The sequence below is a fragment of the Erythrobacter sp. S43 genome, from assembly GCF_057364955.1.
Genome location: NZ_CP200285.1, coordinates 263,924 through 279,736, shown reverse-complemented (window position 1 = coordinate 279,736; position 15,813 = coordinate 263,924). Strand labels below are relative to the sequence as shown.

Sequence of the window (15,813 nt, the reverse complement as noted above, 5' to 3'; positions counted from 1 at the left end):
CTGCGCGCATGCAGCTTAGCGCCCGTGCCATCCTTGTCGCCTCGCGCCCGCATGGAGAAACAGCCTCCATCGCGCGTCTGATGACCGAAGAGCATGGGCTGGTCGCGGGCTATGTTGCGGGCGGGCGTGGGCGGCAATTGCGCCCCGTTATGATCCCCGGCAACCGTGTCGCGCTGGAGCTGCGTTCAAAATCGGACAGCCAGCTGCCATTTGCGCGGATAGAGCTGGAGGAAAGCCGCGGACCGTGGATGACCGAGCCTTTGCCCGCCGCAGCAATCAGCTGGGCTTGTGTACTTACCGCCGCTGCGCTGCCCGAGCGTGCGCCGTACCCCGCGCTCTACAGCGCCCTTGATGCACTTCTTTCGGCCATCTGCCACGCGCCATCTGCGCGCGGCTGGCTGGCGGCAATGAACACCTACGAAGCGATGTTGATGAGCCAGCTTGGCTATGGCGGAACAAAGCCTGACGCCGCCGCCGATCTGCCCGCCCAGTTCGAGACCTTTCGCAAATTGCACACACCCTTATCCCGCTACCTGCTTGCCGACAGCAAAAGCGATGTTATGGCCGCCCGCGTGCTGTTGGGCGAAAAGCTCGCCCGCATGATTAAATGAGGAGCCCCTCATGAAGATAGCGGTGTTGCCCGGAGACGGGATTGGTCCTGAAGTCACCAGCGAGGCGGTGAAGGTGCTCGAAGCGCTCGATCTGCCGGGTCTGATATTGTTCGATGGCGATGTGGGCGGGGTGGCCTACAAGCGTCATGGCCATCCGCTTCCTGCCGAAACGCTGACCATCGCAAAGGCTTGCGACGCCATCTTGTTTGGCGCTGTGGGTGATCCGGAATGCGATGACCTCGCGCGGCATTTGCGGCCTGAGCAGGCCATTCTGGGGCTTCGCAAAGAGCTGGACCTGTTCGCCAATCTGCGCCCCGCCAAAGTGTTTGAGGGGCTGGAGCACCTTTCTCCGCTGCGCCCTGAAATCGCCAAAGCGATGGACATGATGATCGTGCGTGAGCTGACCGGCGATGTCTATTTCGGTGACAAGGGCCAACGCGGTGAGGGCACCGGACGCACGGGTTGGGACATGATGTCCTATTCCGCTGCAGAGGCGCACCGCATCGCACAGGTCGCGTTCCGCACATCGCGTGCGAGGAACAACAAGCTGCGCGTCACCAGCGTGGACAAGGCCAATGTGCTCGAAACCAGTCAGGTTTGGCGCGACACGGTGAATGAGGCGGCGGGTTCGCATCCCGACATCGACTTGCATCACATGTATGTCGACAACGCCGCGATGCAGATCATCAGCAATCCCGATCAATTCGGTGTGATCCTGACCGGCAATCTGTTCGGCGATATTCTGTCTGATCTGGCCAGCGCGGCGGTTGGCTCGATTGGTCTGCTGCCCAGCGCCTCTGTCGGGGAACGTCAGACCGATTACGGAATCTTTGGCCTGTATGAGCCGATCCATGGCAGCGCGCCCGATATTGCGGGACAGGGTAAAGCGAACCCGATGGCGACGATCCTGTCGGTCGCGATGATGCTGCGCCATTCGTTTGGCCGTGAAGAAGATGCTCAACGGGTTGAGCAGGCAGTCGAGAAAGCTCTGGCAGACGGCATTCGCGGCGGCGATCTGGGCGGTGAGCACGGCACGGCCGAAATCGGTGAGGCTGTGCTGGCGCGGCTTTGATCCCATAGCGCTCGCTCAGAGATGCTCGAACTCGCCATCATCCTTCCCACGCTGAATGAGCGCGGCAATCTTGGACCGCTGGTCGAGCGTATCGAGGGCGCGCTGGGCAAGGGCGGCTGGGAAGTCCTGATTGTTGACGACAACAGCGCGGATGGCACTGCGGATGAAGCCCGTGAGCTGGCATTGACCGACCACCGTGTGCGGGTGATCCAGCGGATCGGGCGGCGGGGATTGGCCAGCGCCGCAATAGAAGGCTTCTGCGCCACCGCCGCGCCTTATGCTGCGGTTATGGACGCGGACCACCAACACGATCCGGCATTGCTGCCCAAGATGCTGACCGCGCTGAAAGCGGGCGAGGCGGAAATTTGCGTTGCCAGCCGCTTTGCCGAAGGGGCGAGCACCGAGGATTGGGCCAATCCCGAGCGCGAGAAGCTTTCCGGCATGGCCAACGCGATGGCGCGTCGGTTGACCGGTGTGGAATTGTCCGACCCGATGAGCGGGTACTTCATGCTGCCAACCGCCACGGCCCGCGCGCTGGTGCCGCGCCTGTCGGGCATCGGGTTCAAGATATTGCTCGATCTGCTGGCGACCTCCGATCACCCGATGCGGGTGAAGGAATTCCCGCTCAAATTCGCCGCACGCCGCGAAGGGGAGAGCAAACTGGACCGCGCCATCGCCTTCGATTTTCTCGCAGGTCTTTATGACAAGACGCTGGGTCGGCTTATCCCGACGCGGTTCGCGCTCTTCGGCACGGTCGGCGCGTTGGGCGTGATCGTGCATATGGCGGTGCTGGCGAGCGTTCTGTTCGTGTTCGAGCGAACGGCGGGCCTGTCCTTCACCATCGCGCAGGGCATCGCGGTGCTGAGCGCGATGAGCTTCAACTTCTGGCTGAACAACTGGCTGACCTATCGCGACGCGCGGCTGACCGGCTGGGGAGAGGTGCTGCGCGGCTGGGCAGGGTTCTGTGCGACGTGCGCGGTGGGCGGCTTTGCCAACGTGGCGGTGGCGACTTTGCTGCAGGCCAATGGTGTCTACTGGGCGCTCGCAGCCTTATGCGGGATTCTGATCGGATCAGTCTGGAACTTCGCCCTCAGCAGCCGTTTCGTCTGGGGGCGGTATTGAACCTTCGCGAGCGCTCTTTCCGAAATTGAACGTGAGCTTGCTCACCACGCACGGTTGATTGGGCGTGTCTGTTGTCACCGCCTGCAGAGCGCGGAACATGACCTTGGAGAGCGTTACCGACTGCGCGTCGGTGAGGTTGGAACCGGTCCACCATGAACATTCAACGAAGCGTCCTGATCTGTCGACGCGGCACTGAAAATTGACTTCGACAGGAACGGGTAAAATTCGTTCTACATGGCTCGGAAAGGCGCGGAACAGTGCATCCTCGTCGATCGAAAGCTTGCCTGCCGGTCTTGGACAATCGGGGTAGCCGTCTTTCCCCACGGGCGGCGGGGCAATCGCCAGCGAAAGAGACAGAGCTGTCAACAAACTGTGCATCACTTAACCCCACCCATCCAGCCAGCGCCATTTGATGAACGCACGGTCGCTGCCGAGATCGGCTGCGGTGAGGACCGGCCAGAAATAAGCGAACATCAGGACGCTCAGGATCATCACGCCTACGCTGACCCAGCGCCAATTTGGTGCGCGCCACAAATCGCTGAGCGTCAGCGCCAAGGCGCCGAGCAGGAACAGGCTGGGCATCACATAGTGATAATAGAACTGCACCGGCTTGGGCGCGATCAACCAGAAGCCGAAGGCAACGCCATAGCCGACGACCACGGCCAGCTTCGCCCAGTCATTGCGGTGTAGACCCGACACCAGGCACCACAGCAGCGCAGGCAGGCCTAGCAGCATTGTCGCTGGATTGCCGATCAGCAGTACCCCGCGCTGCACGCCTTCGCGCATCTCGTAATAATACCAGATTCCGCGCGTGTTCGTGATCCATTGCTGCCAATTGCTCATGTAGGGATGCGGATCGACGACTTGCTGTTGCAGGTCATACATATGCAGGTGCAACCCAATCAGCCCCTTTTCCGCCACCAGTGACGGGCGCAAATATTCGTGCAGATAGGCTCCGGGCCAATAGGTCAGGGCATAGACCGTCAGCGGCAGCACACCGAGCCACAGGAAAGCTTCGGCCAGAGACACACCCGGCACCGGCATGCCACGTGTGCTGGTGATCAGGTGCTTGCGCCCGGCAGAAAGCCGCGCGGCAAAGAAGGTGATACCCGGCACAATCGCCAGTGGGATGGCGTTCCATTTGGAGGCGAGGGCAAGCCCAACGGCTGCGCCGCAAATGGCCAGCCGCCAGCGGCCTTGCTCCGGCTTTTGGATGGCGGAGGCGAAGAACCATGTCGCCACGCACAAAAACGCCGCCATCGTGATGTCCAGCATCGCAATGCGGGCTTGGATGAACAGGTGAAATCCGGTCGCCAGCAGAATGCCAAACATAATCGTGGCAACGCGGTCATTGCTGGCATGCCACAGAGCGCGCATGCTGGCCCCGACCGCGATGACACCGGCCACCAATGACAGAATGCGCCAGCCAAACGGATTGTCACCAAACCAGTAGATACTGAGCGCCAACAGTTGCTTGCCAAAGGGCGGGTGTTCGGGATTGACGTACTCCCCGTTCTCACCGGTTAGCAGCGTCATCCATTCCTTGGCCGCCGGGATGTAGTGAACCTCGTCAAAATAGGCGAAGTCGAGAACGGTCAGCCGGACGCTCGCCAGCAGGCCGAAGATCAAGGGGATCGCAAGGCACCATATCCATGGATCGCTCAAGGCGAGATGGGTGCCGTGAAACTCCTCGGCGACGGGCTGCGGGGAATAGTCATCCTGCGACATTACGGGCGATGCGTTAGGCAGCCCGCAATGTCGGGGCAAGCGTGTTTACGCTTTTGCTGCCTTTGCAGGCTTTGTTTCGCCAGCTTGTTGACTTTCAAGCCAGAATAGCCGCGCGATCATGGCGAGAAGTCCGATGCTGGCGGTGCAGGCGGCGAGCAGACCCCATAGCGGCACGTTCATGCCCACTGCTCGTGCGCGGGGTGCGATGAAGAACAGCGCGATGACAACGCACATTACGAGATCCCACCACACCTGAATTCCGGTAAGGTTCACTGTGTGGTTGGTCCAGAACATGACCACGCCTTCGGACCAAATCTGAACCGCCGTGTATGCCGCAAAGCCGCCGCATAGCATCGCAGCAAGGGTGGCGTTGCCGCTGACCGGCTTGTTGATGATAATGTGCAGGAAGGCCGGAAGGGCGAGAACCAAGACGGCGACGAAAGTGACTTGCAGGATATCCATGACGGCGAATCTCCGAATTATGTAGCGAGTGCTACAAACGCTGGTAACTGATTGTAGCACTCGCTACAAGGGCAAAATGTCGAGTGCTCAACTCTCTCGTGAAACGCTTTTGCCACGCCTTGCCGCGCATGTCCTCAATAATGGGCTGGGCGGAGCGAGCCTTCGCCCGCTCGCCAAGGCGGCCGGGACCAGCGACCGGATGTTGATTTACCACTTCGGTAACAAGGAGGCGCTGGTTGCGGACCTGCTTGAGCACATTGCCGGCATTTACTCGACCGCGCTCGAAGCAGCGATGGGGGCGGAGCGACCGAAGACCCGCGCCGAGTGTTTTGAGCGTGTTCTTGAACAGGGGCGTCACCCGATGATGCAACCCTTCATGACCTTGTGGTGGGAAATCGTTGCGGGCAGCGCGCGCGGTGTTCCCGGCTACAAAGAGGCTGCGGACGCGATGATGACCAAGCAGCTCGGCTGGCTCGAAACGCAAATGCCTTCGGATGATCCTGATCCCGCAGGAGGCGCGCGCTATCTCATGACGCTGTTGGAGGGGACCCTGATGCTCGGTGTAGTCGGCCATGATGACACTGCAAGCCAAGGATTGGTTGCGGGCGGGCTGTCCGCAGACTAACTCTCCCGGCAAGATGAAGAAAACCACTGGCATGGACCGCGCAAAAACGCGCAAATGGCGACCCGCGACACAATCTGTGCGGGGCGGCACTTGGCGCAGTGAGCATGGCGAGACGAGCGAGGCGCTGTTCCTCACATCCGGCTATACCTATGACGACGCGCAAACGGTAGCAGACCGGTTTGCGGGTGACGCGCAGGGCATGACCTATACCCGCCTTCAAAACCCGACTGTCGCGATGCTGGAAGAACGCATCGCGCTGCTCGAAGGGGCAGAGGCATGCCGTGCACAGGCCAGCGGTATGGCGGCGATGACGGCGGCCTTGCTCAGCCAGCTTTCGGCAGGCGATCACGTGGTCGGCGCGCGTGCGGCATTCGGATCGTGTCGTTGGTTGCTGGACCATTTGTGCCCGCGCTTCGGCATTGAAGTCAGCGTGATCGACAGCACCAACAATGCGGCGTGGGAAGCGGCGATCAAGCCAAACACCAAGGTGTTTTTCTTCGAGACCCCTGCCAACCCGACGCTCGATATCGTGGATCTGCAATATGTATGCGACCTTGCACGGGCACACGGGATCACCACGGTGGTTGATAACGCCTTTGCCTCGCCTGCTTTGCAACGCCCGATGGAGTTCGGCGCGGATGTGGTGGCTTACAGTGCGACCAAGCTGATGGACGGGCAGGGCAGGGTGCTCGCCGGCGCGATCTGCGGGACCGAGCAATGGATCAACGAGGTCCTGATGCCGTTCCAGCGCAACACCGGCCCGACCATCTCGGCTTTCAACGCATGGGTGGTGCACAAGGGGCTCGAAACTCTTGAGCTGCGCGCACACCGCCAGAGCGAGAATGCCGTCAAGCTGGGCGAATTCCTCGAACCGCGCATAACGGCAGCGGACGGTCACATGCGCCATCCCGGTCTTCCAAGCCATGCGCGCCACCAGATGGCTCTGGACCAGATGGATGCGACCGGCCCGATCTTCGCCTTTGATGTTGGGACGCGTGAGCGTGCCTTCCAAATCCTCGACGCGCTGGAGCTGGTCGATATCTCTAACAATATTGGCGATGCGCGCAGTCTGATGTGCCACCCGGCCAGCAGCACCCACGCCAATCTGGGTGATGAGGCCCGCGCTGAAATGGGCGTGTCCGAGGGGCTGCTGCGGATCAATGTCGGCCTTGAGCATATCGACGACCTGCGCGAGGATATGGATCAGGCTTTGAGCAAGGCGGGGATTTAGGATGCGTTCGATCATAGCATTGGTCATGGCGACGCTAGCTGCGCTGGCTCCACAAAGTGCGGCGCTGGCTGAAGAAAGATATGCTGAACTTCGTTCTCCACCCCACCCGGTGATGGTCGAGTTTTTGCAAGAGATTGAAAACGGCGAACTGGAAAAAGCGGCGAGCCGCATTGCCTCTGTGAACGATATGTTCGGTCGCCAGCGTTTCTATCAGTACTTCACCCAAGCCGAGTTGGTCGCATTGCTCGCCAGCTGTGAGCTTGCGGAGCACACCTCGCTCAAAACCGCCGTAGCGATCGAGAAGATGATCTGGGATTGCCCTGACGACCAGCAATATTCGATGATCTTCAATCACGTTGGCGAGGACGCGAACCCGTATTTGTACGTTGGTCGGATTGAGACCTTAACTGCGAAAAAGGCCCGGGAAGAGGAAGTACGGAAGAAGTTTGAATCCGGCGAATTCCCTCCTCCCATTGTCTTGGGTTCTGGCGTCACGACCGAACCGCGCGCGGCTTACGAAGAACGCATGCGGCTGAAGGAGTTGGAGGAGGCCAGAAAGCGGGATTTGCTGGGGGATGCGGTTTTATCCGGCGATCTCGAGAAGCTTGCCGAATTCACCAGTGACGCAACCAACGTCGCGTATATCACTCACGATCGCTACTTCGATGTGGAGATAAAGCACGTCAACGGGTTTGGCATGGCGGATGCGCGCGCAGTCTTTCAACGGGCATTTGAAGAGTTGGGCAAGCCGATTTCGGTCCAGTGCTTCCGGCCAACCGGCAAGTGGGCGCCAGAAAGGTGCGAGTGGCGGTTGGAAGACACTAAGAATTCCCTGTATGCTGAAATGAACTTTGCAGGCGAGGGCGGCTCGATGAACTCGATCCGCGTCTATCGCGAGTCAATCGAAGAGGCGGCAAAACTGCGGCAGCAGGCGGTCGAGCTGGGCGTGATCGAGGGCTGACACGTTCGGGAAGGAGGAAGATGCAGGCCAAGGTCGATCTCAAGAAAACCGAGAAGGCGTATTTCACCGCGCCTTCGAAGGATTTCATCGAGCAGACATTTGGCCCGCATTCCTACTTGATGATTGATGGCCAGGGCTCGCCCGGCGATTCACCAGAATACATCGCTGCGCTTGAAGCACTTTATCCGCTGGCCTTCGCGACCAAGTTCTTCAGCAAGATCGAGCTTGGTCGAGATTACGTTGTGGCCCCGCTCGAAGGGTTGTGGTGGGCCGATGATATGGACGCTTACACGCAGCCCGGACGGCGCGATGAATGGCGGTGGACTTTGATGATCATGCAGCCGGACTGGATCACGGAAGACCACGTTGCTGCGGCGCGTGCCAAGAAGGCAGACTTGGACCTATCCCAAGTCAGGCTGACGCAATTGGAAGAGGGTCTGTGCCTGTCAAAGCTCCATGTCGGTCCGTTTGAGGATGAAGCTCCAGTCCTGCACAGATTGCACCATGAAGTTATCCCTCAGCGCGGATACACCTTCAATGGTCACCATCACGAGATCTACCTGTCCGACCCCAGAAAAACAGCGCCCGAAAAGCTGAGAACGATCCTGCGTCAACCGGTGCGTGCCTTATGAAGCTCATTTCGATCGCGGCCTTGTTCGCCATTCTCGCCACAAGTCTTTCAGCGAGTACGGCGAGTTCGCCCGTCGACGCGTTTGTCGAGGCGGAACTGCCCGGCAGTGCGGCACCCGGAATCGCCTACACGCAGGTGGACGGGGGCCAGATCTTCGCGCAAGGTTCCGGTGAACGGGTCAAAGGAAGCGGCACTCCGGTTGATGCCGACACTGCATTCCCTGTCGGGTCCGTGACCAAGAGCTTCACCGCTTTGGCGATCATGCAACTGGTCGAGGCCGACAAACTTGACCTCGACGATCCGGTTTCCAAGCACCTTGCCGCATTCGCTGCGGGACCGGCGAACGCGGTTACTGTGCGCCAGCTGCTCAATCACACCAGCGGATATTCGACCGTTCAGGGGAATAGCCATCACGGCGAAGTTGATGCCTCACGCATCGGTTTGCTCGAGTACGCCGCGCAGCTGGGACAGGTTGAGCCGGTCCATGCGCCCGGGACAGTGTGGGAGTATTCAAACGCGAATTACCAAATACTAGGCGCGGTGATCGAGCAGGTTAGCGAACAATCGTATCCCGACTACATTGAAGAGAACATATTCGAGCCGCTTGGCATGACGAACAGCTCGATTGCGGTAGATGCAAAGCTTGAGAATGTCGCGACTGGCCACCGCCCATGGTTCGGCGGGGTGCGGGCAGCCGAAGGTGGTGAAGCCTTGGCGATCAATGCGCCCGCCGGTGGTATCATGGCGAGCGCCAACGATATGGGGCGCTACCTGAAAATGTGGCTGAGCGAAGAAGACGACATCGTTTCTGCCAGCGCCAAGGCAAGCATGATTGAGCCATCCAGCGACGTGTCGCCTTTGTACGGGCTCGGCTGGTCGATCGATCCGGAACGCAAGACGGTGTACCACACGGGCCTCGTGCCGGGCGGTGAAACGCTCGCGTCTTTCAGCCCTAGTGATCGAAAAGCTGTGGCAGTGATGGTCAACGCCAATGGCGGCTTGGGCTTCGCGGACACATGGTATTTGATCGGTGGCACCGGCGCGCGGGCGATGGGCCAAAACCACGATGATGATGGCTCACGCATGGGCCCCAAGATCGCCTATCTGTCGGTTGCCCTGCTGCCGCCCTTGTTCGTTTTGCTGATGGTCGTCGGCTGGGTCTCGCGCGCCAAACTGCGCGCCAAACGCGGATCGACAGCCGGAAGGCTCAGCCTTTGGTTCCCCGTGCTGGCGATGTTTGTCCTCGCATGGATTTTTGTTTCCATCCTGCCCGCGATGTTTGGCGGGTCGCTTGCAACGATCCAGCTTTACCAACCTGACTTTGCATGGTGCTTGATAGCGGCGGCGGTGCTCGCTCCGGCTTGGGCGCTGCTGCGTGTTGTATTCGCGTACACTGGCGACGAAACGACGGTCACGGCTGCCTGATCTCTCCGGTTCAGTGTCAAACTTCGACATTTACGAAGACGGCTTGACTGAATATTCACCGACTGTGTTCGATATGCTCTTAGTCTATGCAGCCGCCTGCGTTGCAGGCAGTGCGGTCGCTGCGTTCCTCCGCTCGCGAATGGCTTTTGAGGTGATTGTATTAGCAATCCTGATCGGCCTCGTGCTGGGTGGCGGGGCTTCTTTAAGCTTCTTGCCATTGGTCAATGAGCTGCGTGACGGCATCGCGGGTGTGATGATCGGTGCGAGCATGGTGGCCGGTTTCACAGCGGCCGTTGGAGCTGCGGCCACTTTGGGCATTATCCGTTTGGCACGCGCGATTTTGAGACGGTGAGAACTACTCCGGTGGTTGTGCGTTGCAGCATAAACGACTAGGCGCTGCGCTCCCTCCCGAATTCAGGTAGATTCCATGACTCAAGCCGCCACTTTTGCGGACACCTTCCAGCGTGATTGGCTCGCGCAGCCTCGGCAGGACATTCTTGCCGGTATCGTTGTCGCGCTTGCGCTGATCCCAGAAGCCATTGGATTTGCACTGATCGCGGGGGTTGATCCGAGCGTGGGTCTCTACGCATCGGTTGTGATTGCGATGGTGATTGCATTTACGGGCGGGCGTCCGGGCATGATTTCTGCTGCGACGGCGGCGGTGGCTGTCGTGGTGATCCCGCTGGTGCGCGATTACGGGGTCGAATACCTCTTTGCCGCGACGATCTTGATGGGGATTTTCCAAGGCATCGCGGCCGTGCTGCGGCTTGACCTGTTGATGCAGTTTGTCAGCCGCTCCGTCATCACCGGCTTCGTGAATGCGCTCGCGATTCTGATTTTCATGGCGCAGATCCCTCAACTGAACCCGTACAATGACGGTGTGGGCTGGGAGACCTTTGCGATGGTCGCGGCAGGGCTTGCGATCATTTACGGCTTCCCGCGCATCACAAAGGTTGTGCCGAGCCCGTTGGTGGCGATCGTCCTGCTGACAGCGGCGACAGTGTTCTGGGGCATCGACGTAAAGAACGTCGCGGGCGAGGGCGAGTTGCCCGATGGCCTGCCATTCTTTGCGATCCCGAACGTGCCATTCACGCTCGAAACCCTCCAGATCATCGCGCCATACTCGCTGACGATGGCCGCTGTGGGCTTGCTCGAAAGTCTGCTGACCGCGCAGATCGTGGACGATATGACCCATACGGACAGCGACAAGCGTCGTGAGAGCGCAGGGCAGGGCGTCGCTAACGTCGCCGCCGCCTTCTTCGGCGGAATGGGTGGCTGCGCGATGATCGGGCAATCGGTCATCAACGTCGCATCCGGCGGTCGCGGGCGGTTGTCGACATTCGTCGCGGGCGCTTTCCTGCTGTTCCTGCTCACCGTGCTTGGTCCATATGTGGGGCAGGTGCCCATGCCCGCGCTGGTCGCGGTGATGATCATGGTCAGCATCGGCACGTTCAGCTGGAACTCGATCCCGAACCTGCAACGTCACCCGTGGCAATCCTCGGTCGTTATGGTCGCGACTGTCGTGGTTGTTGTGTGGACGCACGACTTGGCGCTGGGTGTGCTGGTCGGCGTGCTTCTGTCAGGCATATTCTTTGCGCAGAAAGTCACGCAGCTCTTCACCGTCGAACGCGAGCGGAGACCGCATTCGTCGGTCTACCGCGTGCAGGGCGAGATCTTTTTCGCCAGCGTTGACAAGTTCATCGATCAGCTTGGTCCGGAAAGCCAGTACGAAGACGCCGCGCACAACGTAGTGATCGACGTGTCCAAGGCGCATTTCTGGGATATCTCTGCCATCGGTGCGCTGGAAAAGGTGATCGAACGTATGCGTCGCAACGGGCGGCACACGCGCGTTGTCGGCTTGAACACAGCAAGCGCTGACCTGTTCGACAAATTCGCGCTGGAAGACCGCACCGGGATCGAGCTCGGGCTGGATCCCATGAGCTGAGGCTAGAGCAGGCGAGACTTGCTGGCGCGCACCGCCCTTGATGTGATACTATTGCCAAATGAAGCAATGGTTTGCGCGTCGCTATCTCGATCTGCTTGGGTCGATCTACATCTACAACGAACACCGTGGTTACACGGCTCTGGACCGCGTGCTGGATGCCGTTCGCGCAAAACATCCCGAGGCTACCGAGTTCATCGCTGCGGTCGAAAAGCACCGGGCGGACGAGCGCAAGCATTACGTCATGTTCAAGAGGTGGTTTGAATTGCGGGGTCAGATGCCGATCGCGCTCGACAGAACCTTTGGCCATATTGATCGCTTCATTGAGATTACCTTCGGCACTCCGATTGACAGTCTGGACACCGAAGCCATCATCGCGAGCGATGATCTGTTTGAACGGCTGTGCCGCGTTATCTCACTGACCGAGAAGCGGGGCCTCAAACAGGTCGAAAATCTGCTCGATCACCCGATCGTGAAGCAGGATAAGGCCCTCCATAAGATCTTTCAGGTCGTGCATGTTGATGAGCCTGATCACTTTGAGCCCTACGATAAATGGCTCGCCGAAAATGCGCGCCGCACGCCGAACGCGAAGGAACGGTGGATCGACCGGATGATCCATTCCGAGCTGCTCTTCATCAAACTTCCTTTGTTGTTCCTGTGGTTTGGCGCACCGCGTCGCACAGAGTGGCGTGACGCGGGTGAGACCAACCCCAAGCCAATGCCCAAAAGCGTCGCGGTTGCCTGATAGTTAGTCGATGTTGAAACGGTTCTTTACCCGCCGCGCCGGTGGCATGTTGGTGCGCAATACTGTTGTCAGCACCGGCGTATTTGTGATGGGGCTGGTGGTCTTATGGCTGTTCGTGGAGCAGGGCGGGATGAACCCCACGATCGCCACGGGGATCAGCTTTATCCTTGCCAATTCGACCCACTACATCTTCGGCCGGACATGGATTTTCGCGGGGACGGATCGCGACGTGTCGTCCGGCTATGTCTACTTCTTCGCCAATGCCCTTGTCGGCCTGGTCATCACCGTCAGCCTGTTCTGGATCCTCACCGAGTTTACGCCGATCAATTATCTTGTGGCGCGTGTGATTGTGTCCGTGTTCGCAGGGCTCGCCATGTTCGCGCTGAACGCATCGCTCAACTTCAAACAGCTCTAACGGAGCGTCACACCATTGGCTCGTGCGGCGCGGGTTGCTAGGCGTGCTGACACACGCACTGCTTACAGATCTTCAGGGGGATCCACTTCATGTCCAAACGCGTCGAACTCATCTTCGATTTTGTCAGCCCCAACGCCTACCTGATCTGGTGGCCGTTGCGCGATCTGGTGCGGCGCACGGGAGCGGAGCTCGATATTACGCCGGTGTTCTTGGGCGGCATGCACAAGCTTACCGGCAACGCGCCGCCGATGATCCGTGATGCAGAAGTGAAGGGCAAGAACGAGTATTCCGCTCTCGAAATGCGCCGCTTCATTGCCAAGCACAACCTGACCAAGTTCAAGCTGCACCCGCAATTTCCGTTCAACTCCATCACGCTGATGCGCATGCTGACGGCGGCTGAAGAGGATGGCCGCGCGGTGCAATTCGTAGAGAGCATGCTGCCTGCGATCTGGGAAGAAGGCGTGGACATCACCAACCCCGAAACGCTCGGTGCCGCGATCACGGAAGCGGGCTTTGACGCTGCCGACCTGTTCGCGCGCTCTCAAACTGATGAGATTAAGGAAAAGGTGAAGACCAGCACCGCACATGCAGTTGAGCGTGGGGCTTTTGGTATCCCTACCATGTTTGTGGGCGACGAGATGTTCTTTGGTAAGGAGCGCTTGGGCCAGATCGAGGAAGAGCTTACTTCCTAGCGCCTCTCAAACTTGCATTTTCTTCCTCGATTCATAGGCTTGGCCATGTGTTGATTCGGGGTCGTTTCATGAAGCATGGTTTTTCGCGCGTCGGTTTGTGGCTGGCAGGCGCGGTTTCGTTCGCATTGTCTTCAACCAGTGTGCTGCTTGCTCAAGAGCCGGAAGCGGAGGTGATTGATGCTGTTGAGGCTCAGGTCGAAGAAAAGCCAGCGGCAGCGCCAGCTTCAGGCGAGGCGGTCAATCCGCCGCCTTTAATCCCGACAGAGAATTTCGCCGGACGATCGGCATTCTGGAATGCGAAGCTTTCGCCTGATGGTTCGATGTTCTCGTTCCTGCGCAAACGCAACGGGGAAACCGAATTTGTCGTTGTCGATGTGGAGACCAGGAAGGTGGTAACTGCGTTCCGCACGCAGAAGGATGACCAATTGGGTTGGTATCGGTGGGCAGCGGACGACAAGATGCTTATCTCGGTCTCGACCATGGGTAATTTCCTGGGCGATGAGGTTCGGTTTAAACGGCTCATCCTCGTCCAGCCCAGAGCGGGCACGCTCGATTATCTTTTTGGCAAAACCAGCGTGGTTGAAACCGACAACGTAATTCACACCGCTAAAGATGGGTCCTATATTCTCGTTGCGCTGCAGCGGTCGATCTATGACTATCCATCAGTGGTGCGCCATGAACTGGTGCCAGATGGCAAAGTAACGACTGTCGAAAAGCCGAAAGAAGGCGTGTGGAATTGGGTGGCGGACGATGATGGCGTTGTCCGGATGGGCACCTCATACCGTAACAAGCGCCTCCGCATCTATTACCGCCCTGACGCAGGTTCCAAGCTTAAGCTGATTGCCAAGATCAAAGATAGCGACGAGGACGACAAGTACTGGGATGCGCTGCAGATCTTGAGCGGATCCGACACCGGATATGTCTTGTCTGAGGGAGAAAATGGTCGCGTTGGACTGCGCCGGTTCAATTACGCCACACGTGAAGAATTGGACACGGTCTATGAGCATCCCGACTGGGATATCGAAGACGTTGCTCTAAAGGACGGTGAGCCGATTGCGGTATTCTACACCGCCGACCGTGACGAAGTGCATTGGTTCGATGAAGCGCGCCGCAAGCAGTACGCAAGCCTGCGCAAGGCTTTAGGCGATGTGGAAATCTGGGTTACTTCGCGGGCCAGGGATGAATCGCGCCAACTGGTGTGGGCGGGCAGCGAAGCCGATCCCGGTGTCCTGTATCTCTTCGAACCGGGTGCCAACAAGCTTGATCAGATTGCCGAATACCGGCCCAATCTCGATTTCCGTCTGCTCGCAAAGCCCAAGCCGGTCAAATACACTGCGCGCGATGGCACACCGATTCCATCCTATCTGACGCTTCCCAAGGGACGTGAAGCGAAGAACCTGCCGCTAATTATTCTGCCCCACGGCGGGCCCTATGGCGTGCGTGACAAGCTGCAATACAATGATGAAGTGCAGCTTCTCGCGAACCGCGGCTATGCAGTGCTTCAACCAAACTTCCGCGGCTCGGGCGGCTATGGAGAGGCGTTCTTCGAACTCGGCACAGGCGAAATCGGTCGCAAGATGCAGGACGATCTGGATGACGCCATGGATTGGGCGGTCAAAGAAGGCATTGCCGACAAGGACCGCGTCTGTGTCGTCGGCGCGTCCTATGGCGGCTATGCCGCGATGTGGGCAGTGCTCCGGAATCCCGAGCGTTATCGCTGTGCAGCTAGCTGGGCAGGCGTTACCGATCTGGACCGCCAGATGAAATATGATCGCCGCTCTTTCTCCTCGGGTAGCAGTTTCAAACGCTGGCGCAGCCGCGTGCGCGGCGAGGATCAAGAGCACATGAAGAATGTGTCACCCTACCGCACGGCTGCGACGCTGAATCGTCCGCTGCTGTTGGCGCATGGTACGAAAGATGTCGTCGTCCCGTTCCGTCAGTACACACAGTTTGAAAAAGCGGCCCGCAAAGCGCCGGTCAAGCCAACGACCTTGGTAATCAAGGATGAAGGCCACGGCTTTTCGTCAGCCAAAAATGAGAAGGCTTGGTACGACGCGCTTGAGGCGTTCTTAAAGAAGCATAACCCGCCGGGCGAGGCGGCCTCTATGACAAAATAGCCTCTCGCAGGAGCGGCCGGACGACTTTGAGGGC

General features: G+C 59.1%; 17 protein-coding genes. 14 read left to right on the top strand and 3 right to left on the bottom strand.

Annotated elements, in window-relative coordinates:
• Positions 1 to 8: 8 nt before the first annotated feature.
• The 3 genes from recO to AC0V6K_RS01420 are packed head-to-tail and all read left to right on the top strand — an operon-like array spanning position 9 to position 2,805.
• Positions 9 to 611: a DNA repair protein RecO gene (gene recO / locus AC0V6K_RS01430; protein ID WP_472624062.1), complete on the top strand. Its 603-nt coding sequence runs from the start codon at positions 9 to 11 to the stop codon at positions 609 to 611.
• 10 nt (positions 612 to 621) lie between these two features.
• The gene (gene leuB / locus AC0V6K_RS01425) at positions 622 to 1,683 is read left to right on the top strand and encodes a 3-isopropylmalate dehydrogenase (protein ID WP_472624060.1); all 1,062 of its coding nucleotides are present in this window, start codon (positions 622 to 624) and stop codon (positions 1,681 to 1,683) included.
• Between the two features lie 21 nt (positions 1,684 to 1,704).
• Positions 1,705 to 2,805 (top strand): glycosyltransferase, encoded by a 1,101-nt coding sequence (locus AC0V6K_RS01420; protein WP_472624058.1) that lies wholly within the window; start codon positions 1,705 to 1,707, stop codon positions 2,803 to 2,805.
• Here AC0V6K_RS01420 and AC0V6K_RS01415 read toward each other — a convergent pair.
• The 3 genes from AC0V6K_RS01415 to AC0V6K_RS01405 are packed head-to-tail and all read right to left on the bottom strand — an operon-like array spanning position 2,755 to position 4,995.
• Entirely contained in the window at positions 2,755 to 3,171 is a 417-nt protein-coding gene (locus AC0V6K_RS01415) for a hypothetical protein (protein WP_486172532.1), read from the bottom strand. The genes AC0V6K_RS01420 and AC0V6K_RS01415 overlap by 51 nt on opposite strands.
• A 15-nt stretch (positions 3,172 to 3,186) precedes the next feature.
• A complete protein-coding gene (locus AC0V6K_RS01410) occupies positions 3,187 to 4,533 on the bottom strand; it encodes a glycosyltransferase family 39 protein (RefSeq protein ID WP_472624054.1) in 1,347 nt (448 codons plus the stop codon).
• Between the two features lie 45 nt (positions 4,534 to 4,578).
• Entirely contained in the window at positions 4,579 to 4,995 is a 417-nt protein-coding gene (locus tag AC0V6K_RS01405; protein ID WP_472624052.1) for a hypothetical protein, read from the bottom strand.
• A 76-nt stretch (positions 4,996 to 5,071) separates the two neighbouring features.
• On the opposite strand from AC0V6K_RS01405, the gene AC0V6K_RS01400 reads away from it, so the two are divergent.
• From AC0V6K_RS01400 to AC0V6K_RS01350, 11 genes are all read left to right on the top strand, one after another.
• Positions 5,072 to 5,620 carry a TetR/AcrR family transcriptional regulator gene (locus tag AC0V6K_RS01400; RefSeq protein WP_472624050.1) on the top strand — a complete coding sequence of 183 codons (549 nt, stop codon included), beginning with the start codon at positions 5,072 to 5,074 and terminating at the stop codon, positions 5,618 to 5,620.
• A gap of 13 nt (positions 5,621 to 5,633) precedes the next feature.
• Positions 5,634 to 6,851 carry a trans-sulfuration enzyme family protein gene (locus tag AC0V6K_RS01395; protein ID WP_472624048.1) on the top strand — a complete coding sequence of 406 codons (1,218 nt, stop codon included), beginning with the start codon at positions 5,634 to 5,636 and terminating at the stop codon, positions 6,849 to 6,851.
• Between the two features lies 1 nt (position 6,852).
• A complete protein-coding gene (locus AC0V6K_RS01390; RefSeq protein WP_486172531.1) occupies positions 6,853 to 7,812 on the top strand; it encodes a hypothetical protein in 960 nt (319 codons plus the stop codon).
• Positions 7,813 to 7,832: 20 nt separating this feature from the next.
• Positions 7,833 to 8,444 carry a GyrI-like domain-containing protein gene (locus AC0V6K_RS01385; protein WP_472624044.1) on the top strand — a complete coding sequence of 204 codons (612 nt, stop codon included), beginning with the start codon at positions 7,833 to 7,835 and terminating at the stop codon, positions 8,442 to 8,444.
• A complete protein-coding gene (locus AC0V6K_RS01380) occupies positions 8,441 to 9,868 on the top strand; it encodes a serine hydrolase domain-containing protein (protein WP_472624042.1) in 1,428 nt (475 codons plus the stop codon). Before AC0V6K_RS01385 ends, AC0V6K_RS01380 begins: the two co-directional genes overlap by 4 nt.
• Positions 9,869 to 9,881: 13 nt before the next feature.
• The gene (locus AC0V6K_RS01375; RefSeq protein ID WP_472624040.1) at positions 9,882 to 10,220 is read left to right on the top strand and encodes a hypothetical protein; all 339 of its coding nucleotides are present in this window, start codon (positions 9,882 to 9,884) and stop codon (positions 10,218 to 10,220) included.
• A 75-nt stretch (positions 10,221 to 10,295) separates the two neighbouring features.
• Complete coding sequence (locus AC0V6K_RS01370; RefSeq protein ID WP_472624038.1) at positions 10,296 to 11,813, top strand: SulP family inorganic anion transporter; 1,518 nt, start codon at positions 10,296 to 10,298, stop codon at positions 11,811 to 11,813.
• Positions 11,814 to 11,871: 58 nt separating this feature from the next.
• Positions 11,872 to 12,555 (top strand): ferritin-like domain-containing protein, encoded by a 684-nt coding sequence (locus AC0V6K_RS01365; RefSeq protein WP_472624036.1) that lies wholly within the window; start codon positions 11,872 to 11,874, stop codon positions 12,553 to 12,555.
• A gap of 10 nt (positions 12,556 to 12,565) precedes the next feature.
• Positions 12,566 to 12,970 (top strand): GtrA family protein, encoded by a 405-nt coding sequence (locus tag AC0V6K_RS01360; RefSeq protein WP_472624034.1) that lies wholly within the window; start codon positions 12,566 to 12,568, stop codon positions 12,968 to 12,970.
• Positions 12,971 to 13,059: 89 nt separating this feature from the next.
• Positions 13,060 to 13,662: a 2-hydroxychromene-2-carboxylate isomerase gene (locus AC0V6K_RS01355; protein WP_472624032.1), complete on the top strand. Its 603-nt coding sequence runs from the start codon at positions 13,060 to 13,062 to the stop codon at positions 13,660 to 13,662.
• A 68-nt stretch (positions 13,663 to 13,730) separates the two neighbouring features.
• Positions 13,731 to 15,779: a S9 family peptidase gene (locus AC0V6K_RS01350; protein ID WP_472624030.1), complete on the top strand. Its 2,049-nt coding sequence runs from the start codon at positions 13,731 to 13,733 to the stop codon at positions 15,777 to 15,779.
• Positions 15,780 to 15,813 lie beyond the last annotated feature (34 nt).